Consider the following 23,782-nt stretch of genomic DNA (forward strand, 5'->3'; position numbering starts at 1 on the left):
AAGCTGGCGCGATGGTAGCGATGCACCGGTGCCTCTCTCTGGCGATGAACCCGCGGTGCCGCCGGGTGGCACCGGCCGGGGCGCATGGCGATACCGGTATCGCCGGCTAGTCGTTCTCTTCCAGGTTCGCCTTCACCCGCTGCAGCAACCCCACCAGCTGGCGCTGCTCCTCATGGCCGAAGCCGGACACCGCCCGCTCGTTCAGCTTGCGCGCCTGCTTCTGCAGCGTGCGCAGCACGGCCTGGCCGTCGGGCGTCAGCGTCAGCGTCACGCTGCGGCGGTCGGCCGCGTCGGCGGCGCCGTCCAGCAGCCCGCGCTCGCGCAGGCCCTTGATCAGCCGTGCCAGCTGCGCCTTGTCGCGCCCGCTGTGCTGCGCCAGCTCGCTCTGCGTCGCGCCCGGGTGCCGGCCGAAGTAGCCGAGCACCTTGCTCTCCATGTGCGTGATGTCGTGCGGCCCGTCGCGCAGCACCTGGTACTGCTGCGCGCGGTACTGGTGCATCACCGTGTGGATCAGCTCCAGCGCGTCGTCTTCCACGCGGGCTTTGCCCTGATGGTTGACATTGTCATCTTGTTTGCCCATGATGGGGGATATTGTCAACCATTTCGGAAGCAGGCTCCATGACGACAGAAGCATCCACGCGGCGCGTGCAGCGCGTCCAGCACGAGATCCGGCGGCGCGAGCTGCGCGTCGCGCGCGTCGAGACGCCGAGCCCCGGGTTCCGGCGCGTCGTGCTGCAGGGCGAGGCGCTGGCCGGCTTCGTCAGCGCGTCCTTCGACGACCACGTGAAGCTGATGATCGACACCGGCGCGGCCGAGCCGGTGCGCCGCGACTACACGCCGCGCCGCCACGATGCCGCGGCCGGCGAGCTGACGCTGGATTTCGCGCTGCACGACGAGGGCCCGGCCACCGACTGGGCGGCGCGCGTGCAGCCCGGTGACGCGCTGACGGTGGCCGGCCCGCGCGGCTCGTTCATCATCCCGCTCGACTACGACTGGCACCTGCTGGTCGGCGATGCGAGCGCCTTGCCGGCGATCGAGCGCCGGCTGGAAGAACTGCCGGCCACCGCACGCGCGATCGTGCTGCTGCAGCTGGCGCCGGCCGACCGGCGCCCGCTGGCCAGCCGCGCCGACGTGCAGCTGCTGCACGTGGCCGACGACGACGCGCTGATCGCCGCGGCACGTGCGCTGCAGCTGCCGCCGGGCGAGGGCTATGCCTGGTGCGCCGGCGAGGCGTCGACGATGGCGACGCTGCGCCGCGTGCTGGTCGACGAGAAGGGCCATGACCGGCATGCGATCCGCGCGGCGGCGTACTGGAAGCGCGGCGCGATCGCCCACCACGAGAACCTCGATTCCTGAAAGGACTGCGATGTCATCCCGACTGTTGCCGCTCGACGAACACCTGATGGACTACGTGCTCGCGCATTCGATGCGCGAGCATCCTGCCCAGGCCGCGCTGCGCACCGCGACGCGCAAGCACCCGTATGCGACGATGCAGATCTCGCCCGAGCAGGGCCAGCTGATGGCCTTGCTGGTGAAGCTGCTGGGCGCCAGGCGCACGATCGAGATCGGCGTCTTCACCGGCTACAGCGCACTGACGGTGGCGCTGGCGCTGCCCTACGACGGCCGCCTGCTGGCCTGCGACATCAGCGACGAGTACACCCGCATCGGCAAGCCGTTCTGGCAGCAGGCGGGTGTCGCGCACAAGATCGACCTGCGGCTCGCGCCGGCGCTGGAGACGCTCGACGCCTGCCTCGCGGCCGGCGAGGCGGGGCAGTACGACTTTGCCTTCATCGATGCCGACAAGCGCGGCTATGACGCCTACTACGAGCGCTGCCTGCGGCTGCTGCGCAGCGGCGGGCTGATCGCGATCGACAACACGCTGTGGGGCGGTGCGGTGGCGCGGCCGGCGCCCGCGGGCGGCGACACCGAGGCGCTGCAGCAGCTCAACGACAAGCTGCACCGCGACGAGCGGGTCGACCTGTCGCTGCTGCCGGTCGGGGATGGGGTGACGCTCGCGCGCAAGCGCTGACGGGCCCCGGGGCCGCTCAGGGGGCGGACGCCGCAGTCGTCGCCGCGGGCCCGATGTGCTTGTCCAGGAAGGCGAGCAGCGTCTCGTAGACGCGGCGGCGGTCTTCCAGCTCGAAGCCATGGCCCGCGTCCTTGACGGCCATCCATTCGACCGGCTTGCCGGCATCCTTCAGGGCGTCGCGCATCTTCTCGCCATGCTCGATCGGCACGCGGCCGTCGCGTTCGCCGTGGACCAGCAGGACCGGCGCGCGAACGAGGTCGGCGTGCTTCAGCGGCGAGACCGCATCGAGGGCCTGCCGCTGCACCGACGGGTCGCCGATGCGCTTGCGGGTCAACGTCATCACGTCCTTGTTCTTGCGGAAGTCGGCATCCTTGACGAACAAGCTGATGTCGGTCACGCCGGCGACGCTGACACCGCAGCGGAAGAGATCGGGCGTCTTGACCAGGCCCCACAGTGCGGCATAGCCGCCGTAGGACGCGCCGTAGATGCAGATGCGCTTCGGATCGACGAGTTTCTGGTCGATCAGGTAGCGCACCCCGGCGCTGATGTCGTCCTGCATGCTGCGGCCCCATTGCTGGTAGCCGGCCTCCTCGAACTTGCGGCCGAAACCGCTCGAGCCGCGGAACTGGGGCTGGAAGACGGCGTAGCCGCGTTGGGCGAGCACCTGCACTTCTTCATCCCATCCCCAGAGGTCGCGCGTGACCGGGCCGCCGTGGATCAGCACGACCAGCGGCGGCAGCGCGGCCGGGTTGCCGTCGGCCGGTCGCGTGAAATAGGCGGGAATGCTCAGGCCGTCGGACGACGGGTAGCGCAGGGCCTGCATCGGCCGCATCGTCGCCGGGTCGGCTTCCGTGCGGAACTTCGCGACCTCGCGCAGCGTCATGTCCTGCGTGTCGAGCAGCATCCAGCGGCCCGGGTCGATGTCCGCAAACGACAGGATCAGCAGCTTGCCGTTCGACCTGCCGCTGACGATGTGATTGATGTGGCCCGGCAGCGCAGCATCGATGGCCTTCTGCAAGCCCGCCATGCGTGCGTCCAGCCAGACCTGGGTGGGCTTCAGCCCCGAGGTCGTGATGCGAAGCAGCTCCTGGTTGCCCTCGTCCGCGTCTTTTCCGGTGACCGAGGCGAGATCCTGCGTGTCGGCGCCCGCCAGCATCTCGAGATGGCGGCCGGTGGCCACGTCATGGCTGAACAGCGCCGTGGTGTCACGTCCCTCGCGGGAGAACACCAGCAGCGTGTCCGGCTTGCTGCCGAAGGCGATCGGCCACCAGCGTTGCTCGGTGATCCCGAATTYGGCGATCCGGCGGAATGCGGAGTTGCCATCGCCGCGGTACCAGTAGATGACCCGGGTGTTGTCCGACCAGATCGTGCGGTCCAGCGTGGCGACGAAACGCAGCACCCCTTGTTCGTCGAAGAGGTTCTGCAAGCGGTAGCCGTTCACCCCGTGATCGTCCGGGATCGACTTGCCCGTCACCGCATCGACGCGGGCGTAGCTGTAGGCGATGCGGCCTTTTCGCATCAGCACCACGTTGCGCAAGTCGCCGACATCCGGGACCCGCCCCATGAACCAGTCGCCGAGCGCCGAGACGCGCTTACCCTCCAGGTCGACGGCCAGCGTCTCTTCGTGGCTGTAGTCGATGGCCAGCAACTCGTTGTTGATCCAGGCGGTGGACAGGATGATGTGCCAGGGGCTGACCTTCGCGCTCGACTCGTCGATCTTGCGGGCCGCGAGCGTGCCGGTGTCGATCACGAACACGGCGTTGTTGTCGCCCGTGTACCCCAGCGCGACGATGTGCTTGCCGTCCGGCGAGAGCTTCAGGTCATAGAAGCCGCGCGGGTTGGTCAGCTTGAGAATCAGCGGATCGGTGGACCCCGCCTTGTCGGCGGCCGAGGCCGCGCTTGCAAGCAAAGACAGCAGCAGCGCGCAGGCCGCGTTGAAAAGCCTCATGGCATGTGTTGGCTGCATCCGTGCAGCGCCCTCCCGGGGCCGCATTGTGCGACACGAAACCTGGCCTCAGCCCCACACCTCCTGCGCCGTCTCCACCACCAGCCGCAGCTTCGCCCGCTGCGCCTCCACCGCGATGTCGTTGCCGTGCACCGTGCTGCTGAAGCCGCATTGCGGCGACAGGCACAGCTGCTCCAGCGGCACGTACTTCGCGGCTTCGTCGATGCGCCGCTTCAGGTCGTCCTTCGACTCCAGCTCGCCCAGCTTGGTCGTCACCAGCCCCAGCACCACCGTCTTGCCCTTGGGCAGGAAGCGCAGCGGCCGGAAGTCGCCGCTGCGCGCATCGTCGTACTCCAGGAAGTAGGCGTCGACGTGCATCTCCGACAGCAGCGCCTCGGCCACCGGCTCGTAGCCGCCCTGCGCCGCCCAGGTGCTCTTGAAGTTGCCGCGGCACAGGTGCACCGCCAGCGTCATGCCGGCCGGCTTCTGCGCCACCACGCGGTTGATGAAACCCGCATAGCGGTGCGGCAGCTCGTCCGGGTCGTCGCCGCGCTGGCGCGCTGCCTCGCGCATCTTGTCGTCGCACAGGTAGGCGAGGTTGGTGTCGTCCATCTGCACGTAGGTGGCGCCGGCCGCGGCCAGCGAACGCAGCTCGTCGCCATAGGCATCGGCGACGTCCTGGTAGAACGGTTCCAGGTCCGGGTAGTGCTCGCGGCTGATGCCGGCCCGCCCGCCGCGGAAGTGCAGCATCGTCGGCGACGGGATCGTCACCTTCGGCGTGCGCCGCGTCTGCGACTTCAGGTACGCGAAGTCGGCGCGCTGGATGTCCTTCACATGCCGCACCTTGTCGATCACCCGCATCACCGGCGGCGCGAGCTCTTCGGTGCCGTCGGGCTTCTTCACCGTCACCGGGATGTCGGTCTTCACGCCGCCCAGCTGCTCCAGGAAATCGATGTGGAAGTAGGTGCGGCGGAACTCGCCGTCGGTGATGCTCTGCAGCCCCACGTCCTCCTGGAACTTGACGATCTCGGTGATCGCGCGGTCTTCCACCGCACGCAGTTCGGCCGCGCCGATCTGCTTCGTGCGAAAGCGCTCGCGCGCCTCCAGCAGGTATTTCGGCCGCAGGAAGCTCCCCACGTGATCCGCCCGGAAAGGGGCCCCATGACGCTCGCTCATGCCTGTCTCCTGATGAGGGTTCACCGCGATGCGCGGTGGCCGGAATTCTGCTCGAATGTTCTTATATAGAACATGAGTGCTGTATACGAACCTTGATGCTAGCATCCGGCCTCGGATTCGCTGCATCATCCCACCGCCTTCAAATCCCGGAGACAAACGCATGCACAAGCGCACCGTCCTGCGGCAGCTCGCCGCGGCGGGGCTGGCCTCGAGCCTGCCCCTGGCCTTCCACCGCAGCGCGCTGGCCCAGGCCAAGCCGTTCAAGATCGGCTTCATCCTCCCGATGACCGGCCAGTCGGCGTCCACCGGGCGGCAGATCGAGGCGGCTGCCCGGCTGTACCTGGCGCAGAACGGGGCGACGGTGGCGGGCCGCAAGATCGAGCTGATCATCAAGGACGATGCCGGCGTCGCCGATTCGACGCGGCGCATCGCGCAGGAGCTGGTGGTCAACGACAAGGTCGACGTGCTGGCCGGATTCGGGCTCACGCCCCTCGCCTTGGCCACCGCGCCGATCGCCACGCAGAGCAAGACGCCGATGGTGGTGACGGCCGCGGCCACGTCCATCGTCACCGAGCAGTCGCCGTACATCGTGCGCACCAGCTTCACGCTGCCGCAGGTGACGCTGGGCATCGCCGAATGGGCCGGCAAGAACAAGATCAAGAAGGCCGTCACGATGGTGGCCGACTACGCACCCGGCATCGATGCCGAGAAGACCTTCAAGGACCGCTTCCGGCTGAACGGCGGCGAGATCGTCGGCGAGATCCGCTCGCCGTTGCGCAACCCCGATTTCGCGCCCTTCCTGCAGAAGGTGCGCGATGCCGCCCCGGATGCGGTGTTCGTGTTCCTGCCGTCGGGGCAGGGCGCGGCCTTCATGAAGCAGTTCGCCGAGCGCGGGCTCGACAAGGCCGGCATCCGGCTGATCTGCACCGGCGACGTCACCGACGACGATCAGCTCAACGACATGGGCGACGTGGCGCTGGGCGTGGTCAGCTCGCACCACTACTCGGCCTCGCACCCGTCGGCGGCGAACAAGAAGTTCGTCGACGCCTTCCAGGCGGCCAACAAGTTCCGCCCCAACTTCATGGGCGTGGCCGGCTACGACGGCATGCGCGTGATCCTGAAGGCGCTCGAAGCCACCAAGGGCGCGGGCGGCGGCGATGCGCTGCTGGCCGCCATGAAGGGCCAGGTGTTCGAGAGCCCGCGCGGCCCGGTGATGATCGACGCGCAGACGCGCGACATCGTGCAGGACGTCTACATCCGCAAGGTCGAGCGCGTGAACGGCCAGCTCTTCAACCAGGAGTTCGACGTGCAGAAGGCCGTGAAGGACCCGGGCAAGACCAAGTAATGCTCACGCTGCTGTTCGACGGCATCGCCTACGGCATGCTGCTGTTCGTGCTGGCCGTGGGGCTGGCGGTGACGCTGGGCCTGATGAACTTCGTCAACCTGGCGCACGGCGCGTTCGCGATGGCCGGCGGCTACGTCACCGTGCTGCTGATGAACCGGCTGGGCGTGCCCTTCCTGTGGACGCTGCCGGCCGCGTTCGTCCTCACCGCGCTGGCCGGCGCGCTGCTCGAGCGCACGCTGTACCGGCCGATGTACGCCAGGCCGCACCTCGACCAGGTGCTGTTCTCGATCGGGCTGGTGTTCATGGCGAGCACGGCGGTGGACTGGTTCATCGGATCGCAGCAGCAGATGATCCAGGTGCCGCCGTACCTGCAGGGCCGGTTCGATTTCGCGGCGGTGGGCATCGGCAAGTACCGGCTCTTCATCATCGTGCTGTGCGCGCTGCTGACGATCGCGCTGCAGGCGGTGCTGACGCGCACCCGCTTCGGCAGCCGGCTGCGCGCCGCAGTCGATGACCCGCGCGTTGCGCAGGGCCTGGGCATCAACACCAGCCAGGTGTTCCTGCTGACCTTCGCGGTCGGCTCGGGCCTGGCCGGCCTGGGCGGTGCGCTCGGCGCCGAGGTGCTGGGCCTGGACCCGGGCTTCCCGCTCAAGTTCATGATCTATTTCCTGATCGTCGTGTCGGTCGGCGGCACGACGACGATCACCGGCCCGCTGCTGGCCGCCTTGCTCCTGGGCATCGCCGACGTGATGGGCAAGTACTACGTGCCCAAGCTCGGCGCCTTCATCGTCTACACCTTGATGATCATCATCCTGACGCTGCGCCCGCAGGGGCTGTTCGGGCGGAGCGCCGCACGATGACCGTCCGCGAATCCCTGGCCGCCGCGTCGGCCTGGCGCTGGTGGGAGTTCGTGCTGGGCGGCCTGGCGCTCGCGTCCTGCCTGTTCGCCGGCGAGCATGCGCTGCTGCTCAACGAGATCGCGATCCTCGCGCTGTTCGCGATGTCGCTCGACCTGGTGCTGGGCTACGCCGGCGTGGTGTCGCTCGGCCATGCGGCCTTCTTCGGCTTCGGGGCCTACACCGCGGCGCTGTTCGCCAAGCACGTGATGCCGGATCCGCTGGTCGGGCTCGTCGTCGCGATCGCGGCGGCGGCGCTGCTCGGCGCCGTCAGCAGCGTGCTGATCCTGCGCGGCTCCGACCTGACGCGGCTGATGGTGACGCTGGGCGTCGCGTCGGTGCTGTACGAACTCGCCAACAAGCTGGATGGCCTGACGGGCGGCACCGACGGCCTGCAGGGCGTCGTGATGGGCCCGCTGCTCGGCCGCTTCGAGTTCGACCTGTACGGTCGCACCGCCTATGCCTACAGCCTGGCGGTGCTGGTGCTCGCGCTGCTGCTGGCGCGCCGCGTCGTGCATTCGCCGTTCGGCGTCTCGCTGAAGGCGCTGCGCGACAACCGGCTGCGTGCCACCAGCATCGGGCTGTCGGTGCATGCGCGGCTGGCCGCGGTCTATACCTTGGCGGCGGCGCTGGCCGGGGCGGCGGGCGCACTGCTGGCGCAGACCAGCGGCTTCGCGTCGCTCGACGTGCTGGACTTCCACCGCAGCGCCGACGTGCTGCTGGTGCTGGTGATCGGCGGTACCGGCTACCTGTATGGCGGCATCTTCGGCGCGATCGCGTTCAAGCTGCTGCACGACCTGGTCTCGGCCTGGACGCCGCAGTACTGGACCTTCTGGCTCGGCCTGTTCCTGGTGGTCCTGATGCTGGTCGGGCGCGACCGCCTGGTCAGGCCGTGGACCTGGCATCGGAGGCGCGCATGAGCCCGCCGGGCCGCCCCCAGGGCGAATACCGCAGTGCGCTGCACGAAGGTACGCCAGTGAGCGTCGTGCTCGAGACCCGCGGCCTGGTGAAGCGCTTCGGCGGCCTGGCCGCCACCCACGACGTGTCGCTGGCGATCGAGACCGGCGCGCGCCATGCGCTGATCGGCCCGAACGGCGCCGGCAAGACCACGCTGATCAACCTGCTGACCGGCGTGCTGGCGCCGAGTGCCGGCACGATCTCGCTCGACGGGCAGGACATCACCCGCCTCGCGCCGCACCAGCGCGTGCGCCGCGGCCTGGTGCGCACCTTCCAGATCAACCAGCTGTGGGGCGAGCTGACGCCGCTGCAATCGCTGGCGCTGACGGTGTCGGCGCAACGCGGTGCGAGCGCGCGCTGGTGGCAGCCGCTGGGCCGCGATGCCGGCGTGGCCGACGCCTGCGAGGCCTTGCTGAAGCAGTTCCGGCTCGACGACGTGATGGACCGCAAGGTCGCTCTGCTCGCCTACGGCAAGCGCCGGCTGCTGGAGATCGCCACCGCCCTGGCCTGCAAGCCGCGCGTGCTGCTGCTCGACGAGCCGGTGGCCGGCGTGCCCGAGGGCGAGCGCCAGGAGATCTTCGACACCATCAACGCCTTGCCGGCCGATGTTTCCATCCTGCTGATCGAGCACGACATGGACCTGGTCTTCAACTTCGCGCGCCGCGTGTCGGTGCTGGTCAACGGCGCGCTGTTCGCCGATGGCGACGTGCAGGCGATCTCGAACGACCCGCGCGTGAAGGCGGTGTACCTGGGGCAGGGCGAGGCCGGCCATGCCTGAGCTGCTGCTGCGCGTGGAGGGATTGACATCCGGCTACGGCGAGGCCGTGGTGGTGCAGGGCGTCGACCTGGAACTGGCGGCCGGCCAGTCGCTCGCGCTGCTGGGGCGCAACGGCACCGGCAAGACGACGCTGATGAACACGCTGGTCGGCGTGACGCGCCGGCATGCCGGGCGCATCGTGCTGGCCGGGCAGGACATCAGCGCGACGGCACCGTACCGGCGCGCCGCGGCCGGCATCGGCTGGGTGCCGCAGGAGCGCAACATCTTCAAGTCGCTGACGGTCGAGGAGAACCTGAGCGCCGTCGCCCGGCCCGGCCCGTGGAACGTGGCGCGTGCGTACGAGATGTTCCCGCGCCTGGCCGAGCGGCGCGGCAACCTGGGCAGCCAGCTGTCCGGCGGCGAGCAGCAGATGCTGGCGGTGGCGCGCGCGCTGATGCTGAACCCGAAGCTGCTGCTGCTGGACGAGCCGCTGGAGGGGCTGGCGCCGATCATCGTCGAAGAGCTGCTGCGCTCGATCGCGCGCGTGGTGCGCGACGAGGGGCTGTCGGCCATCATCGTCGAGCAGAACCCGCGCATGATCCTGCCGATCACGCAGCAGGCGGTGGTGCTGGACCGGGGGGCGGTGGTGCACCGCGGCGACAGCGCGGCACTGCTGGCGGATCCGGGTCAGCTGGAGCGCTGGCTGGCCGTTTCGAGGCATTGAGGGACGATCCCCGGAGGCCAATCCGGGAATCGTCCAACTGAGCAATCCGCGTTGCGCTCGCAGAGAAGCCTGCGCCTACAGTCAGGCCGCTCGTCACCTGACCCGTCATGCGCAACCAGTCCGAACAGTCCTACCGCCGCCGCGTCAACCGCGTGGTCGCCCACGTCCATGCGAACCTGGCGTCCGACCTGGACAGCAGCGTGCTGGCCGACATTGCCGCGATGTCGCGCTTCCACTTCCACCGCGTGTTCTCGGCGATGACCGGCATGACGCCGGCGCACTACGTGCTGCGCATGCGGCTCGCAGCCGCGATCGAGGCCTTGCGAAGCGGCAGCGCGCCGATCGGCCAGATCGCGCTCGACTGCGGCTTCGACGGCGGCACCACGCTCGCGCGCGCCCTGCGCCGCGCGCACGGCGTGTCGCCGAGCGGCGCCCGCGAGGCGCTGCTGGACCCGCGCCTGTCGGCACAGGTGACGGCACCCTCCCCCCGCCCTCCCAGGAGAAAGACCATGCTTGCACCGACCCTGCGCGACCTGCCCGAACGCCAAGTGCTCTGCGCCACCGAGCGCGGCGCGATCGACAACGACATGAGCGCCGCGGCGCAGCGCGCCTTCGGCCGCCTGTTCCCCGCCCTGCACGCGCTGGGGTTGGACGAGCGCCAGACCGCTTGCCTCGCCATCTGCCCGGACGAGATCAAGGGCTTCGACGACCCGGACGCGCGCTTCATCGCGGCCGTCGCCTTCACCGGCCCGCCGCCCGACCTGGCGAGCGTCGACGACATCGACTGCCAGCTCATCCCCGCCGGCCGCTGGGCCGTGTTCCGCCACACCGGGCCGTACAACACGCTGTGGCAGACCTGGCGCGCGATCTACCGCGACTGGGTGCCGTCGGCCGCCGTCGAGCTGCGCGATGCGGCGCCCTTCGAGGACTACGTCAACGACCCCCGCGAGCTGCCGCCCGAGCAATTGATCACCGACATCCACGTGCCGATCCGCTGAGCGCGCTCACGCCTCGAGCGCGAGCCCGACGTAGTTCTCGGCCAGTGCGGTGGCGGCCGCCTCGGAGTGCAGCAGGTAGCCGATCTCGGCCTCCTGCACCTTCTGGCCGAACTCGCCGCCGTCCGGGAAGCGGTGCATCAGCGACGTGAACCACCACGAGAAGCGCACCGCGTTCCAGACGCGGCGCAGGCAGCGCTCCGAATAGCGGTCGATGCCGGTATCGCCGTGCCCCTGGTAGTGCTCGATCAGCCCCTGCGACAGGTACTGCACGTCGGAGGCGGCCAGGTTCAGGCCCTTCGCGCCGGTGGGCGGCACGATGTGCGCCGCATCGCCGGCCAAGAACAGCCGCCCGAAGCGCATCGGCTCGGCGACGAAGCTGCGCAGCGGCGCGATGCTCTTCTCGATGGACGGGCCGGTCACCATGCGCTCGGCCGCTTCGGGGTCGAGCCGGCGCCGCAGTTCGTCCCAGAAGGCCTGGTCGCTCCATTGCGCCGGCGTGTCGTCCAGCGGGCACTGGATGTAGTAGCGGCTGCGCGTCAGCGAGCGCATGCTGCACAGCGCGAAGCCGCGCTCGTGGTTCGAATAGATCAGCTCGTGCGAGACCGGCGGCGTCTCCGACAGCACGCCCAGCCAGCCGAACGGGTAGCTGCGCTCGAACACCTTCAGTGCCGGCGCCGGCACGCTGGCGCGGCTCACGCCGTGGAAGCCGTCGCAGCCGGCGATGAAGTCGCATTGCAGTTCGTGCGCGATGCCGTGCTGGCGCCAGGTGACGCGCGGCGCGTTGCCGTCGAAGCCGTGCAGTTGCACCTCCTCGGCCTCGTAGACGGTGGTGGCACCGCAGGCGCTGCGCGCTTCCATCAGGTCGCGCGTCAGCTCGGTCTGGCCATAGACCATCACCTGGCGCCCGCCGGTCAGGCGGTGCAGGTCGATGCGCTGGCGCGTGTTGCGGAATCCGAGGGCGAAGCCGCCGTGCACCAGCCCCTGTGCATGCATGCGCTGGCCGACGCCGAGCTGGTCCATCAGGTCGACCGTGCCCTGTTCCAGCACGCCGGCGCGGATGCGGCCCAGCACGTACGAGGCGCTGCGCTGCTCGAGGATCACCGCGTCGATGCCGGCCTGGTGCAGCCGCTGGCCGAGCAGGAGGCCGGAGGGCCCGCCGCCGATGATCGCCACTTGCGTCCTCATGGGCGTCCTCACAGCACCGTGCGCAGGCTGGCCTGCGCATGCAGCAGCGCCGGCAGCGAGCCCTCGACCAGCTGGTCCATCGTCACGCGGGCCGCGTGCACGCTGACGTTCATCGCCGCGAGCACCTCGCCGCGGTAGTTCTTCAGCGGGACCGAGATGGTGCGCAGGCCGAGTTCCAGCTCCTGGTCGACGATGGCATAGCCCTGCGAGCGGGCGCGCGCGATCTCGATGCGCAGGCGCTCGGGCAGCGTCACGGTGTTGGGGGTCAGCGGTTCCAGCTTCTGGCGTGCGATCCACGCATCGACCTCGGCCTGCGGCAGCGCACTCAGCAGCACGCGGCCGTTGGCGGTGCAGTACGCCGGCACGCGCGTGCCGGGCTGCAGCGTCGACGACACCACACGCCCGGCGCTGGTGGCGGCGATGCAGATCACGTCGTTGCCATCCAGCACGCCGGCCGACGAAGCTTCCTTCAGCGCGTAGGCCAGCTTGTGCAGCTCGGGCTGCACGATGCGCGGCAGCCGCGCCGAATGCATGTAGCTCTGGCCCATGCGCAGCACCTTGGGCGTCAGCGCGTACATCTTGCGGTCGCTGGTGACGTAGCCCAGGTGTTCGAGCGTGATCAGATAGCGGCGGGCGGCGGCGCGCGTCAGGCTGCAGCGCGCGGCGACCTCGCTGATGGTCAGGCGCGGGCGGTCCTGGTCGAAGGCCTCGATGACGGCCAGGCCTTTCTCGAGGCCGGCGATCAGGTCGCGCTTTTGCGGCGGGGCCTTGCCGTCTCCGCCCGGCACCGGCAGATCGATCTCCGGCCCGGTGTCGTCGGGCGTGTTGGGTTCGCGATCGTTCATCATCAACTGCCGACTCCGATGTGCGCCAATCGCCCAACTTGCGCGCTGCATCGACCGGATCGACCGTCGCAGGCTTGCGGGCCGGATCAATGTAGCCTACCTTCCGTCCGCAGAGTTCGAAATTCAAACGTGCGGGCGATTAGCGCACAAGAGGAGACCTGAATGCAGTTCGATGACGTGGAGCCGGGTGTCTGGCCGAGCGGGATCCATTCCCCGTATCTCTCCACCCGCAGCCGCGGGCCGCTGCAGCCGCCGGTGCGCGTGCGGGCACCGGTGCCGGCGAACCAGGGCGTGGCCTTCGCGCCATCGCTGGTCGGCGCGAAGGACCTGGACCTGACGCGCCAGGGGCAGGGGGCGCCGCTGGGCGAGAAGATCCTCGTCACCGGCCGCGTGGTGGACGAGGACGGCCGGCCGGTGCGGCGTTCGCTGCTGGAGGTGTGGCAGTGCAACTCGGCCGGGCGCTACTGGCACCAGAAGGACCAGCACGATGCGCCGCTCGACCCGAACTTCCATGGCCTCGGGAAGATGTTCACCGACGACGACGGCCGCTACCGCTTCGTGACGATCAAGCCGGGCCCGTACCCTTGGGGCAACCACGACAAGGCATGGCGGCCGGCGCACATCCATTTCTCGCTGTTCGGCAACGTGCTTGCGCAGCGGCTGGTGACGCAGATGTATTTCGCGAACGATCCGCTGTTCCGCCACGACCCCATCTACCAGAGCATTCCCGACCCGGCGGCGCGCGAGCGCCTGGCCGCGCACCTGAACATGGCGTACACCGACGGCGGAACGGCGCTGGGGTATGAATTCAACATCGTGCTGCGCGGCCGCGACGCGACGCCGATGGGCCTGTGAGCGAGGACGGCATGACGCACAAGATCACTTCGTCGCAGACCATCGGTCCGTTCCCGCACGAGGCCTGGCGCTGGGCCGAAACGCTGTCGCAGGCCGGCAGCACGGCCGCGCAGCGCGTGACGATCGCCGGCACGATGTTCGACGGCCAGGGCGTGCCGGTCAGCGATGGCTGGGTGGAGGCCTGGACGCCGGAGGCGGTCTCGGCCGAAGGGGAGCGGCCGATCCCGGGCTTTCGCCGCCATGCCACCGGCGAGGACGGCGGCTTCCGTCTCGAGCTGTCGCTGCCCGCGCGCCCGCGGCCGGGCGAACCGGTGGCCTGGATCACGCTGTTCGGGCGCGGCATCCTGAAGCACCAGTTCAGCGCGGTGTTCCTGGCCGACGCGCCGGGGCTCGCGACCTCGGACCTGCTGGACCAGTTGCCGGCGGCGCGGCGCGACACGCTGGTCGCGCAGCGCCAGCCCGACGGCAGCTACCGCTGGGACATCCACCTGCAGGGCGAACGGGAAACGGTGTTCCTCGACTTCATGTAGCCCGGATGCCAATCCCGGGGGACGGGGCATGTGCGCCGGCGATCAGCGCATCCATCGCGACCGCCTGCGCGAGCGAATCGTCGAGCGTGATGTGCAGCGGCTCGTGGCCCAGCGCCGCCGCCTCGAAGTGCCGCACCATCAGCGCATAGGGGTCGCAGGGGGCGAAGCGCTCGACGTGGTCGCCGATGCGCAGCACGGCCTCGACGTCCTTCCAGCCGAACGGGGTTTCGAGGCGCAGGATGCCGTCGCGCAGCAGGGCCTCGAACTGCGTGTGCGGCGGCAGCGAGAACGCGCAGTCGAAGTGGCCGGTGACCTCGCCGTGCTGCGTGTCGAAGCGCAGCACCGCGTGGGCCGCGTGGTCGACGCGACCGCCGGCGGCATCGGGCGGGGTCAGCCCGGCGCTGACGCAGACCACCGCCGGCTCGACGCCGGCCAGCAGGCGCATCAGGCTGAGCGGGTAGCAGCCCAGGTCGTACAGCGCGCCGCCGCCCAGGCGCTGGCTCCAGCGCACGTCGCTCGGGTCGTGCAGCGTGCAGGTGAAGTGGCTGCGCATCCACTTCAGCGGGCCCGAGGCCTCGTCGCGCACGATCGCGCGGGCGCGCGCCAGCTGCGGGTGGAAGCGGTGCATGAAGGCCTCCATCACCAGGCGCTTCGCGGCGAAGCAGGCGTCCTGCATCTGCCGCACCTCGGCCGCGCTGAGCGCCAGCGGCTTCTCGCACAGCACGTGCTTGCCGGCGCGCAATGCGGCCAGCGTCAGCGGCAGGTGGGCGTGGTTGGGCAGCGCGATGTAGACGGCATCGATGTCGTCGCGCGCCAGCAGCGCGTCGTAGCCGAGGGCGTGCGGGATGCGGTGCGTGTCGGCGAAGATCGCGCCGCGCAGCGGATCGCTGCAGCCGACGGCGACGATCTCGCTGCCGGTGCTGCGGAACGCGGGGATCAGGGCCGAGGCGGCGATGCGGGCGGCGCCGATCAGGCCCCAGCGCAGGGTTGGATGAGGTGTCATGGCGGCGTGTGTTGCAGGGTCCATCGTGCCACCAGTTCCTGCTCGCGCGCGAGCGTCAGCTTGCCGTCGCGCCGCGGATCGTCGGCGGCCGGCAGCGGCTGCGCGAGGATGTCCGCCGCCGTGTCGGCCAGCGGCCTTGTCGAGAGCCCCGCCGCGCGCGCCCGCGCCACGCTGACGGCGAGAAAGCCCTGCGCGTCCGGTTCGCTGTCGGGGATCCACAGCGGCAACTCGCTCCACATGCGCACGCCCTCGGCGCGCAGGAAGGCGTCGTCGACGGCGCACGGCGTCGCGCATGCGTGGCCGGCGCGCCGGGCCGCGGCGAGGCACGCGTCGATCAAGCGCGGCCAGGTCAGCGGCCCGTCCACCGGCCCGGTCGCATTGAAATCGCCGCGCTGGCCGTCGGCCAGCAGCGCCAGCATCCACGCCGCCAGGTCGCGCACGTCGATCACCTGCAGCTGCGACGACGAACGCGGCACCAGCATCGTGCCGCCCGCGGCAGCCCGCCACGGCCAGTGGCTGAAGCGCCCGGTCGGGTCGCCGGGTCCGACGATCAGGCCCGGCCGGACGACCAGCGCGCGCTCGCCCCACGCGCCGCGCAAAGCCGCTTCGCAGGCCGCCTTCTGCGCGCCGTAGTGCGCGATGCTGCGGTCGTCGGGTGCGATGCCGTCGAACGAGGCCAGTGCCGCGCCTTCGTCCTCGCCGACCCGCACCAGCGACGCGTAGGCCGAGATGCTGGAGACGAACAGGTACTGCCCCGCGTCCGCCAAGGCTTCGGCGCTGCGCCGCACGTCGCCGGGCAGGTAGCCGCTGGTGTCGACCACGGCGTCGAAGCGGCGCCCGCGCACGCTGCCGAGGTCCTGCTGCCGGTCGCCGGCCAGCACCTCGACGTCCGCCGGCCACGCGCTGCGTGCCAGGCCGCGGTTGAACACCGTCACCGCATGCCCGGCCGCGCGCGCCGCGTCGACGACGGCCGCGCCGAGGAAGACTCCGCCTCCCAGCACCAGCAGCCTCATATGGACACCGGCAAGGGCGACGGCGCCTTCACCTCTTCCATGCAGATCATCGAACGCACGTCGTCGACGCCCGGCACTTGCATCAACCGGTCGGTCAGGAACTGGCTCAGGCTCTTCAGGTCCTGCGCGACCACCTTCAACAGGTAGTCGCTGTCACCCGACACCGTGTGGCATTCGAGGATCTGCGGGAAGGCGCGGATGTCGGCCTCGACCTCGCGCACGCGGCCGAACTGGCCGCCGTCGATGTTCAGGCTGACGTAGGCCATCACGCCCAGCCCGAGCGCCTGCGGCTCGACCTGGGCCCGGTAGCCGCGGATCACGCCGCGCTCTTCCAGCGCGCGCACGCGCCGGAAGCACTGCGGCGCCGACAGGTGGACCTGCGCCGCCAACTCCACGTTGCTGGCGCGGCCATCCGCCTGCAACGCTTCCAGAATCTTGCGGTCCAGGCCATCGATGGATCCGATACTCATGATTTCATCCTGGTGAATGCACGAATCGTGCTTCATTGGCGCGGAAGGTGCAAGTTTTGGAAAGCAAATTTCGCCGTCTCGTCCGTAGACTGTGAGTGGTCGCTCTACAGCCGGATCAGGAGAACACATGACCACCGCCGCCCGCGCAGCCGCCCTTCAAGCCCGCCACGCCTCGCCCATCGCGCTGGAGCAGCGGCATGGTGCCCACAACTACCACCCGCTGCCGGTGGTGCTGGTGCGCGGCGAGGGCGTGCACCTGTTCGACGAGCACGGCAAGCGCTACCTCGACATGATGTCCGCCTACTCGGCCGTCAGCTTCGGCCACAGCCACCCGGTGCTGGTGCAGGCGCTGACGGCGCAGGCGCAGAAGCTGGCCGTCACCAGCCGAGCCTTCCACACCGACCGGCTCGGTCCGTTCTTGCAAGCGCTGTGCCGCATCACCGGCGTGGCGCGTGCGCTGCCGATGAACAGCGGTGCCGAGGCGGTCGAGACGGCGATCAAGGCGGCGCGCAAGTGGGCCTACAAGGTCAAGCGCGTGCCCGAGGGCCAGGCGCAGATCATCGTCGCCGAAGGCAACTTCGCCGGGCGCACGACCACCATCGTCGGCTTCTCGACCGAGGCGCAATACCGCGACGGCTTCGGCCCGTTCGCGCCCGGGTTCAGCACGGTGCCGTTCGGCGACGCGCGCGCGCTGGAGGCGGCGATCACGCCGAACACGGCCGCCTTCATCGTCGAGCCGATCCAGGGTGAGGCCGGCATCATCGTGCCGCCGGCCGGCTATCTGAAGGCGGTGCGCGAGATCTGCACGCGCCACGACGTGCTGATGATCTGCGACGAGGTGCAGACGGGCCTTGGCCGCACCGGCAGGACGCTCGCCTGCGAGCACGACGGCGTGCTGCCCGACGGCCTGATGCTGGGCAAGGCGCTCGGCGGCGGGCTGTTGCCGGTCAGCGCTTTCCTGGCGCGCGAGGACGTGATGGCGCAGTTCACGCCCGGCGACCACGGCAGCACCTTCGGCGGCAACCCGCTGGCGGCGGCGGTGGGCCTGGCGGCGCTGGACCTGTTGGAACGCGAGCAGCTCGCACGGCGCGCGCAGGAGCAGGGCGAGTACCTGATGGCCCAGCTGTGGAAGCTGCGCCACCCGGCCATCGCCGACATCCGTGGCCGCGGGCTGTTGATCGGCGTGCAGATCGACCCGGCGTTCGCGAGCGCGCGCGAGGTCTGCGAGCGCTTGATGGACGAGGGCGTGCTGACCAAGGACACGCACCACACGGTGGTGCGACTGGCGCCGCCGCTGGTGATCGAGCGGGCGCAGATCGACGAGGCGGTGAATGCGTTGCGGCGCGTGCTGCAGGCGATCGACGCGAAGGCGGGCGCGCGCAGCGAAGCGGCGGCAGCGTAAGCTCGGGGCGATGGGTCTCATCGCCTCCTTTTCCAGATACAAGAGCCAGGCCTTTCGCTGGCAGCGTGGCCGCCAGGGCACGGGCTACGACAAGATGCTGCTGCTGACGGCGCGCTGGCCGCTCGGTTTCGACAGCTACCTGCTGCGCTACCCCGAAGGCTCGGAGATCCCGCCGCACACCGACCCGGTGCAGGCGCGGCGGCACTACCGGCTGAACATCGTCGTCAAGGCCTCGCCCTCCGGCGGCGAATTCATCTGCGCGACGCCGATCTTCGCGACGCGGCGCATCAAGCTGTTCAGGCCGGATGCGTGCGAGCACAGCGTCACGCGCGTGGTCGGCGGCAGCCGCTACGTCTTGTCGATCGGCTGGGTGTTGCCGGCCCGCTCGAACAGTTGAACGCCAGATAAGCCAGGCAAGAACCAGGCAGTTACCTGCGCTTACACGTTCGCCTCACGCAGCGCACAGTTTTTTGGCCGCTGCGTTGCGCAACTCACTTCATTTCCGCCGTGGGCGTGCCGACAAGTACGCATGTCCACCTTCAGCCTCCCCTCCGGGCGTGAGGCGGCGCCTCTGGCGCCGTCGGAAAGCGCCAAGCCCTCCCGCCTGGCGCCCAGCGCGTTCGCGTGCAGCGCGATGGGCTTGGCGGGCGGTATTGCCACCTGGGCCGCGAGCGGCTGGAACGGCTGGGCGCTGCTCGTCGGCGCTGGCCTGACCGTCGCCGGCGCGCTGTTCGACCGCCGCCAGGCCACGCTGCGCCGCCAGCAACGCGACGCCACCCGTGCCTACCTGGCCGGCACCGAGCGCCTCGGCCGCGAACTGCTGCCGGTGTGGGGCGGCCACATCGAAAGCTCGCGCGCACAGATGGAGACCGCGATCTCCGCGCTGGCCGAGCGCTTCGGCGGCATCGTCGACAAGCTCGACCAGGCCATGCGCGCCTCCAACCTCGCCGCCGGTTCGATGCAGGACGGCGACCAGGGCCTGGTCGCGGTGTTCGCGAACAGCAGCAAGGAACTCAACGGTGTGCTCGATTCGCTGCGCGCCGCGATGGCCAGCAACGGCGCGATGCACCAGGAGGTGCAAAGCCTGAGCCGCTTCGTCAGCGAACTGCAGCAGATGGCGGCCGAGGTGGCCACCATCGCCTCGCAGACCAACCTGCTCGCGATCAATGCCGCCATCGAGGCCGCCCACGCCGGCGAGACCGGCCGCGGCTTCTCGGTGCTGGCGCAAGAGGTGCGCAAGCTGTCGGCGATGTCCGGCGAGACCGGCCGGCGCATGGCCGAGAAGGTCTCGCTGATCGGCGATGCGATCGCCACCGCGCGCCGCAGCGCCGACGCCTCGGCCGAACGCGAGGCCGCCTCCATCGCCGCCTGCGAGACCACCATCAGCAGCGTGCTCGGCGGTTTCCACGAGGTCACCGACGCGCTGGTCGCATCGGCCGACGTGCTCAAGCGCGAGAGCGTCGGCATCCAGGGCGAGATCGGCGAGGCGCTGGTGCAGCTGCAGTTCCAGGACCGCGTCAGCCAGGTCATGTCGCACGTGCGGCAGAACATCGAGCAGGTGCCGACCCAGTTGGCGCGCGGCCTCGAAGCGTACGAACGCGACGGTGTGCTGCAGCCGGTCGACAGCGCCGCGCTGCTGGCCGAGCTCGAGAAGACCTATGCGATGGCCGACGAGCGCCAATTGCACAGCAGCCACAGCGGTGGTGCCGCCAAGGCGGCCGACGCCACCGAAGAGATCACCTTTTTCTGAAACAGGGCACGGGAGAAAACACATGGCCAAGAACATCCTGATCGTCGACGACTCCGCCTCGGTGCGGCAGGTGGTCGGCATCTCGCTCAAGCAGGCGGGCTACGACGTGATCGAAGGCGTGGACGGCAAGGACGCGCTGTCCAAGCTGACCGGCCAGAAGGTCCACCTGATCATCAGCGACGTCAACATGCCCAACATGGACGGCATCAGCATGGTCAAGGCGATCAAGCAGATGGCCGCTTACAAGTTCACGCCGATCGTGATGCTGACCACCGAGTCGCAGGACGCGAAGAAGCGCGAAGGCCAGGAAGCCGGCGCCAAGGCCTGGGTCGTCAAGCCCTTCAAGCCTGACCAGCTGCTGGGCGTGGTGCAGAAGCTCGTGCTGCCCTGAGGAGCCGGGCCATGAGCACCGCTGCCCCAGTTTCGCTGCACATCGAAGGCGAACTCACGATCTACCGTGCCGCCGAGCTGAAGGAGACGCTGCTCGCCGCCGTCGCGCAGCACCCGGTGGTCGAGGTCGACCTGTCGCAGGTCGCCGAGTTCGACACCGCCGGCCTGCAGCTGCTGCTGCTCGCCAAGCGCGAAGCCGGCAACGCCGCGCGCGAGCTGCGCCTGGTCAACCACAGCCCCGCCGTGCTGGAGGTGCTGGAGCTGTTCGACCTGGCCGCCCACTTCGGCGATCCCCTGGTCATGCCGCAAGCGGCCTGACGCGACATCCCGGAAAGCACTGCCATGAACATGGACCAGGCCCTGCAGACCTTCTTCGCGGAAAGCCGCGAGCTGCTGGAAGACATGGAGGCCGCGCTGCTGCGCGTGGCCGAGGAAGCCGATCCGTCGGAAACCATCAACGCGATCTTCCGCGCGGCGCACACCATCAAGGGCTCGGCCGGCCTGTTCGGCCTCGACCCGGTGGTGGCGTTCACGCACGTGGTCGAGAGCGTGCTCGACGAGGTGCGCGATGGCCGCATCGCGATCGACGAGGCGATGATCGCACTGCTGCTCGCCTGCGGCGACCACATCGGCGCGCTGGTCGATGCGGCCGAGTCCGACCCGAGCCAGGCCGATGCGGCGCTGGTGGCGCGCGGCGAGCCGCTGCTGGAGCGCCTGCGTGCGCACCTGGAACCGGCTTCGCTGGCCGTCGCCACCACCGCCGAGCCGAGCTTCGAACGCATCGGCGGCGCATCGACCGATGCCGACCTGTGGCACATCTCGCTGCGCTTCGGCCGCGACGTGCTGCGCAACGGCATGGACCCGCTGTCCTTCATCCGCTTCCTCGGCACGCTGGGCCAGGTGGTGGGCATCGTGACGCTGGCCGACGCGCTGCCGCAAGCCGCGGCGATGGATCCGGAGTCCTGCTACCTCGGCTTCGAGATCGCATTCAAGAGCCAGGCCGACAAGGCGGCGATCGAAGGCGTGTTCGACTTCGTGCTCGACGACTGCACGCTGCGCATCGTGCCGCCGCACAGCCGCATCGGCGACTACATCGAGATCCTCAAGGCGCTGCCGGAGGAATCGTCGCGCCTGGGCGAGCTGCTGGTGCGCTGCGGCACCGTCACCGCGCACGAGCTGGAAGCGGCGCTGAACGTGCAGGCCCAGGTGTCGCCGGCGCCGCTGATCGGCGCGGTGCTGGTCGAGCAGGGCCGCGTGTCGCCGCCGGTGGTCGAGGCCGCGCTCGAGAAACAGAAGCGCGTCAAGGACGCGAAGACGCAGGAAAGCCAGTCGATCCGCGTCGACGCCGACAAGCTGGACCACCTGATCAACCTGGTCGGCGAGCTGATCATCGCGTCGGCCGGCGCCAACCTGATCGCGCGCAAGACGCGCAACAGCGAGCTGGCCGAATGCCATTCGGTGCTGTCGGGCCTGGTGGAGGAGGTGCGCGACAGCGCGCTGCAGCTGCGCATGGTGAAGATCGGCGCCACCTTCAGCCGCTTCCAGCGCGTCGTGCACGACGTGTCGCGCGAACTCGGCAAGGACATCGGCCTGGTCGTCAACGGCGAGGACACCGAGCTCGACAAGACGGTGGTCGAGAAGATCGGCGATCCGCTGACGCACCTGGTGCGCAATGCGATCGACCACGGCATCGATTCGCCCGAGCTGCGCGCCGCGCGCGGCAAGCCGGCCAAGGGCACGGTGATGCTGAACGCCTTCCATGATTCCGGCAGCATCGTGATCGAGGTCAGCGACGACGGCGGGGGCCTGAACCGCGAGAAGATCCTCGCCAAGGCCGTCGAGCGCGGCCTGGTCGAGGCCGGCCGCACGCTGAGCGACGCCGAGATCTACGGCCTGATCTTCGAGCCCGGCTTCTCCACCGCCGAGAAGGTGACCAACCTGTCCGGCCGCGGCGTCGGCATGGACGTCGTCAAGCGCAACATCGTCGCGCTGCGCGGCAGCGTCGGCATCGCCAGCGTCCCCGGCGAAGGCACCACCGTCACGGTGCGGCTGCCGCTCACACTGGCCATCATCAACGGCTTCCAGATCGGCGTCGGCAAGGCGGTGTTCGTCGTGCCGCTGGACATGGTCGACGAATGCGTCGAGTTCAGCGCCGAGGCCGGCCACGACTACACCGACCTGCGCGGCGAGGTGCTGCCCTTCATCCGGCTGCGCGAGCTGTTCGAGGTGAGCGGGCCGGTCGGCGCGCGCCAGAACATCGTGGTGGTCAAGCATGCCGGGCAGAAGTTCGGCCTGGTGGTCGACACCCTGCTCGGCGAGGCGCAGACCGTCATCAAGCCGCTGTCGAAGATGTTCGGCCAGGTCCGGGGCATCAGCGGTTCCAGCATCCTGGGCAGCGGCGACGTCGCGCTCATCCTCGACGTGCCCGCATTGATGCAGTCCGCAGGCGCCCCCCTTCCCGCGGTCTGACGCATTCAACGTTTTCTGGGAGCTCCACCATGTTTTCCAACTTCAAGATCGGCGTGCGTCTCATCGCAGGCTTCATGCTCGTCGCGTCGATCAGCGCGGTCATCGGCTTCATCGGCATCACCAACACCAGCCAGATGAACGACCTGGCGGACAACATGTACAGCAAGGAGCTGATGGGGCTGTCGTACATCAAGGAAGCCAACATCAACCTGATCTACATCGGCCGCGCGCGCTCCAACTTCCTGCTGGCCACCTCGCAGGCCGAGCGCGACAAGCACCTGGCGTCGATCAACAAGAGCAGCGCCTCGCTGAAGGACTACATCGAGAAGGCGCGGCCGCTGTTCGTCTCCGACCGGGCGAAGGAGATCTTCACCGCGTTCAACGCGCTGTCCGAGGACTACCAGCGCGAGATGCAGCGCGCGCTGTCGCTCGCGTCGGCGAAGAAGTTTGCCGAGCGCGACGAGGTGCTGGCGCAGTCGCTCGAATCGGTGCGCGGCAAGGCCGACAAGCTCGACGAGATGCTGGACGAGCTGATCGCGCAGAAGGAAGCGCGCGCCAAGGCCGCGGCCGACCACACCGAGAACCTGTACCGCAGCAGCCGCACCGTGATGATCGGCGCGATCGCCGGCGGCGTGGTGCTGGGATTGCTGCTCGGCTTCTTCATCAGCCGCAGCGTCAGCAAGCCGCTGGGCCGTGCCGTCGACGCCGCGAACCGCCTGGCCGAAGGCGACCTGACGGTGCAGATCGAGGCCACCGGGCGCGACGAGACCGGCCAGCTGCTGCAGGCGATGAAGCACATGGTGGCCAAGCTGTCCCAGGTGGTGACCGAGGTGAACAGCGGTGCCGAGGCGTTGGCGGGGGCATCGGAAGAGGTGAGCGCGACGGCGCAGTCGCTATCGCAGGCGTCGAGCGAGCAGGCGGCCGGGGTCGAGGAGACGAGCGCGTCGATCGAGCAGATGACGGCGTCGATCTCGCAGAACACCGAGAACGCGAAGGTGACCGACGGGATGGCCACGAAGGCGGCCAGCGAGGCCAGCGAAGGC

The 23,782-nt window shown here is 69.5% G+C and carries 25 protein-coding genes; 17 read left to right on the forward strand and 8 right to left on the reverse strand.

Annotation, left to right across the window (positions count from 1 at the left end):
* Positions 1-106 precede the first annotated feature (106 nt).
* On the reverse strand, positions 107-580 hold the full coding sequence (locus tag AC1DYN_RS08180) for a MarR family winged helix-turn-helix transcriptional regulator (protein WP_477958622.1): 474 nt from the start codon (positions 578-580) through the stop codon (positions 107-109).
* A gap of 38 nt (positions 581-618) precedes the next feature.
* On the opposite strand from AC1DYN_RS08180, the gene AC1DYN_RS08185 reads away from it, so the two are divergent.
* A complete protein-coding gene (locus AC1DYN_RS08185) occupies positions 619-1,356 on the forward strand; it encodes a siderophore-interacting protein (RefSeq protein WP_477958623.1) in 738 nt (245 codons plus the stop codon).
* Between the two features lie 10 nt (positions 1,357-1,366).
* Positions 1,367-2,029 (forward strand): class I SAM-dependent methyltransferase, encoded by a 663-nt coding sequence (locus AC1DYN_RS08190; RefSeq protein WP_477958624.1) that lies wholly within the window; start codon positions 1,367-1,369, stop codon positions 2,027-2,029.
* 16 nt (positions 2,030-2,045) lie between these two features.
* On the opposite strand, the gene AC1DYN_RS08195 is transcribed toward AC1DYN_RS08190, so the two are convergent.
* Entirely contained in the window at positions 2,046-3,977 is a 1,932-nt protein-coding gene (locus AC1DYN_RS08195; protein WP_477958625.1) for an alpha/beta hydrolase family protein, read from the reverse strand.
* Between the two features lie 66 nt (positions 3,978-4,043).
* Entirely contained in the window at positions 4,044-5,150 is a 1,107-nt protein-coding gene (locus AC1DYN_RS08200; protein ID WP_477958626.1) for a 5-methyltetrahydropteroyltriglutamate--homocysteine S-methyltransferase, read from the reverse strand.
* 160 nt (positions 5,151-5,310) lie between these two features.
* Between AC1DYN_RS08200 and AC1DYN_RS08205 the strand changes: the two genes are divergently transcribed.
* The 6 genes from AC1DYN_RS08205 to AC1DYN_RS08230 all read left to right on the forward strand — a co-directional run bounded on the left by AC1DYN_RS08205 (position 5,311) and on the right by AC1DYN_RS08230 (position 10,827).
* Entirely contained in the window at positions 5,311-6,495 is a 1,185-nt protein-coding gene (locus AC1DYN_RS08205) for an ABC transporter substrate-binding protein (protein ID WP_477958627.1), read from the forward strand.
* Entirely contained in the window at positions 6,495-7,355 is an 861-nt protein-coding gene (locus AC1DYN_RS08210; RefSeq protein ID WP_477958628.1) for a branched-chain amino acid ABC transporter permease, read from the forward strand. Before AC1DYN_RS08205 ends, AC1DYN_RS08210 begins: the two co-directional genes overlap by 1 nt.
* On the forward strand, positions 7,352-8,311 hold the full coding sequence (locus tag AC1DYN_RS08215; RefSeq protein WP_477958629.1) for a branched-chain amino acid ABC transporter permease: 960 nt from the start codon (positions 7,352-7,354) through the stop codon (positions 8,309-8,311). Before AC1DYN_RS08210 ends, AC1DYN_RS08215 begins: the two co-directional genes overlap by 4 nt.
* Complete coding sequence (locus tag AC1DYN_RS08220) at positions 8,308-9,126, forward strand: ABC transporter ATP-binding protein (protein ID WP_477958630.1); 819 nt, start codon at positions 8,308-8,310, stop codon at positions 9,124-9,126. Before AC1DYN_RS08215 ends, AC1DYN_RS08220 begins: the two co-directional genes overlap by 4 nt.
* Entirely contained in the window at positions 9,119-9,829 is a 711-nt protein-coding gene (locus tag AC1DYN_RS08225; RefSeq protein ID WP_477958631.1) for an ABC transporter ATP-binding protein, read from the forward strand. Before AC1DYN_RS08220 ends, AC1DYN_RS08225 begins: the two co-directional genes overlap by 8 nt.
* 107 nt (positions 9,830-9,936) lie before the next feature.
* Complete coding sequence (locus AC1DYN_RS08230) at positions 9,937-10,827, forward strand: AraC family transcriptional regulator (RefSeq protein WP_477958632.1); 891 nt, start codon at positions 9,937-9,939, stop codon at positions 10,825-10,827.
* Positions 10,828-10,833: 6 nt separating this feature from the next.
* Here AC1DYN_RS08230 and pobA read toward each other — a convergent pair whose 3' ends face one another.
* Positions 10,834-12,012 carry a 4-hydroxybenzoate 3-monooxygenase gene (gene pobA / locus AC1DYN_RS08235; RefSeq protein WP_477958633.1) on the reverse strand — a complete coding sequence of 393 codons (1,179 nt, stop codon included), beginning with the start codon at positions 12,010-12,012 and terminating at the stop codon, positions 10,834-10,836.
* Positions 12,013-12,020: 8 nt separating this feature from the next.
* Entirely contained in the window at positions 12,021-12,857 is an 837-nt protein-coding gene (locus AC1DYN_RS08240) for an IclR family transcriptional regulator domain-containing protein (RefSeq protein WP_477958634.1), read from the reverse strand.
* A gap of 162 nt (positions 12,858-13,019) precedes the next feature.
* On the opposite strand from AC1DYN_RS08240, the gene pcaH reads away from it, so the two are divergent.
* Positions 13,020-13,712, forward strand: a complete 693-nt coding sequence (pcaH, locus tag AC1DYN_RS08245; protein ID WP_477958635.1) for a protocatechuate 3,4-dioxygenase subunit beta — start codon at positions 13,020-13,022, stop codon at positions 13,710-13,712.
* An 11-nt stretch (positions 13,713-13,723) separates the two neighbouring features.
* A complete protein-coding gene (locus AC1DYN_RS08250; protein WP_477958636.1) occupies positions 13,724-14,242 on the forward strand; it encodes a peptidase associated/transthyretin-like domain-containing protein in 519 nt (172 codons plus the stop codon).
* Here AC1DYN_RS08250 and AC1DYN_RS08255 read toward each other — a convergent pair.
* Genes AC1DYN_RS08255 through AC1DYN_RS08265 form a run of 3 tightly spaced genes read right to left on the reverse strand, consistent with a single transcriptional unit; the run spans position 14,235 to position 16,728 of the window.
* Positions 14,235-15,245, reverse strand: coding sequence for a Gfo/Idh/MocA family protein (locus AC1DYN_RS08255; RefSeq protein ID WP_477958637.1), 1,011 nt, complete (start codon positions 15,243-15,245; stop codon positions 14,235-14,237). The two genes, AC1DYN_RS08250 and AC1DYN_RS08255, sit on opposite strands and share 8 nt — an antisense overlap.
* Positions 15,242-16,246, reverse strand: a complete 1,005-nt coding sequence (locus AC1DYN_RS08260) for an NAD-dependent epimerase/dehydratase family protein (protein ID WP_477958638.1) — start codon at positions 16,244-16,246, stop codon at positions 15,242-15,244. The genes AC1DYN_RS08255 and AC1DYN_RS08260 overlap by 4 nt, the downstream gene beginning before the upstream one ends.
* An 8-nt stretch (positions 16,247-16,254) precedes the next feature.
* Positions 16,255-16,728 (reverse strand): Lrp/AsnC family transcriptional regulator, encoded by a 474-nt coding sequence (locus AC1DYN_RS08265; RefSeq protein ID WP_477958639.1) that lies wholly within the window; start codon positions 16,726-16,728, stop codon positions 16,255-16,257.
* 127 nt (positions 16,729-16,855) lie between these two features.
* On the opposite strand from AC1DYN_RS08265, the gene rocD reads away from it, so the two are divergent.
* The 7 genes from rocD to AC1DYN_RS08300 form a co-directional block, all read left to right on the forward strand.
* Complete coding sequence (gene rocD, locus AC1DYN_RS08270; protein ID WP_477958640.1) at positions 16,856-18,130, forward strand: ornithine--oxo-acid transaminase; 1,275 nt, start codon at positions 16,856-16,858, stop codon at positions 18,128-18,130.
* A 10-nt stretch (positions 18,131-18,140) separates the two neighbouring features.
* A complete protein-coding gene (locus tag AC1DYN_RS08275) occupies positions 18,141-18,527 on the forward strand; it encodes a 2OG-Fe(II) oxygenase (protein WP_477958641.1) in 387 nt (128 codons plus the stop codon).
* 132 nt (positions 18,528-18,659) lie between these two features.
* A complete protein-coding gene (locus tag AC1DYN_RS08280) occupies positions 18,660-19,880 on the forward strand; it encodes a methyl-accepting chemotaxis protein (RefSeq protein ID WP_477958642.1) in 1,221 nt (406 codons plus the stop codon).
* A gap of 22 nt (positions 19,881-19,902) precedes the next feature.
* Positions 19,903-20,271, forward strand: a complete 369-nt coding sequence (locus AC1DYN_RS08285; protein WP_477958643.1) for a response regulator — start codon at positions 19,903-19,905, stop codon at positions 20,269-20,271.
* A gap of 11 nt (positions 20,272-20,282) precedes the next feature.
* Positions 20,283-20,588: an STAS domain-containing protein gene (locus AC1DYN_RS08290; protein ID WP_477958644.1), complete on the forward strand. Its 306-nt coding sequence runs from the start codon at positions 20,283-20,285 to the stop codon at positions 20,586-20,588.
* Positions 20,589-20,612: 24 nt separating this feature from the next.
* The gene (locus AC1DYN_RS08295) at positions 20,613-22,739 is read left to right on the forward strand and encodes a chemotaxis protein CheA (protein ID WP_477958645.1); all 2,127 of its coding nucleotides are present in this window, start codon (positions 20,613-20,615) and stop codon (positions 22,737-22,739) included.
* 29 nt (positions 22,740-22,768) lie between these two features.
* Positions 22,769-23,782: methyl-accepting chemotaxis protein (locus AC1DYN_RS08300; protein WP_477958646.1), on the forward strand; the 1,014-nt coding region annotated here is incomplete at its 3' end.

The sequence above is a fragment of the Rhizobacter sp. P2_D12 genome (genome assembly GCF_056404395.1).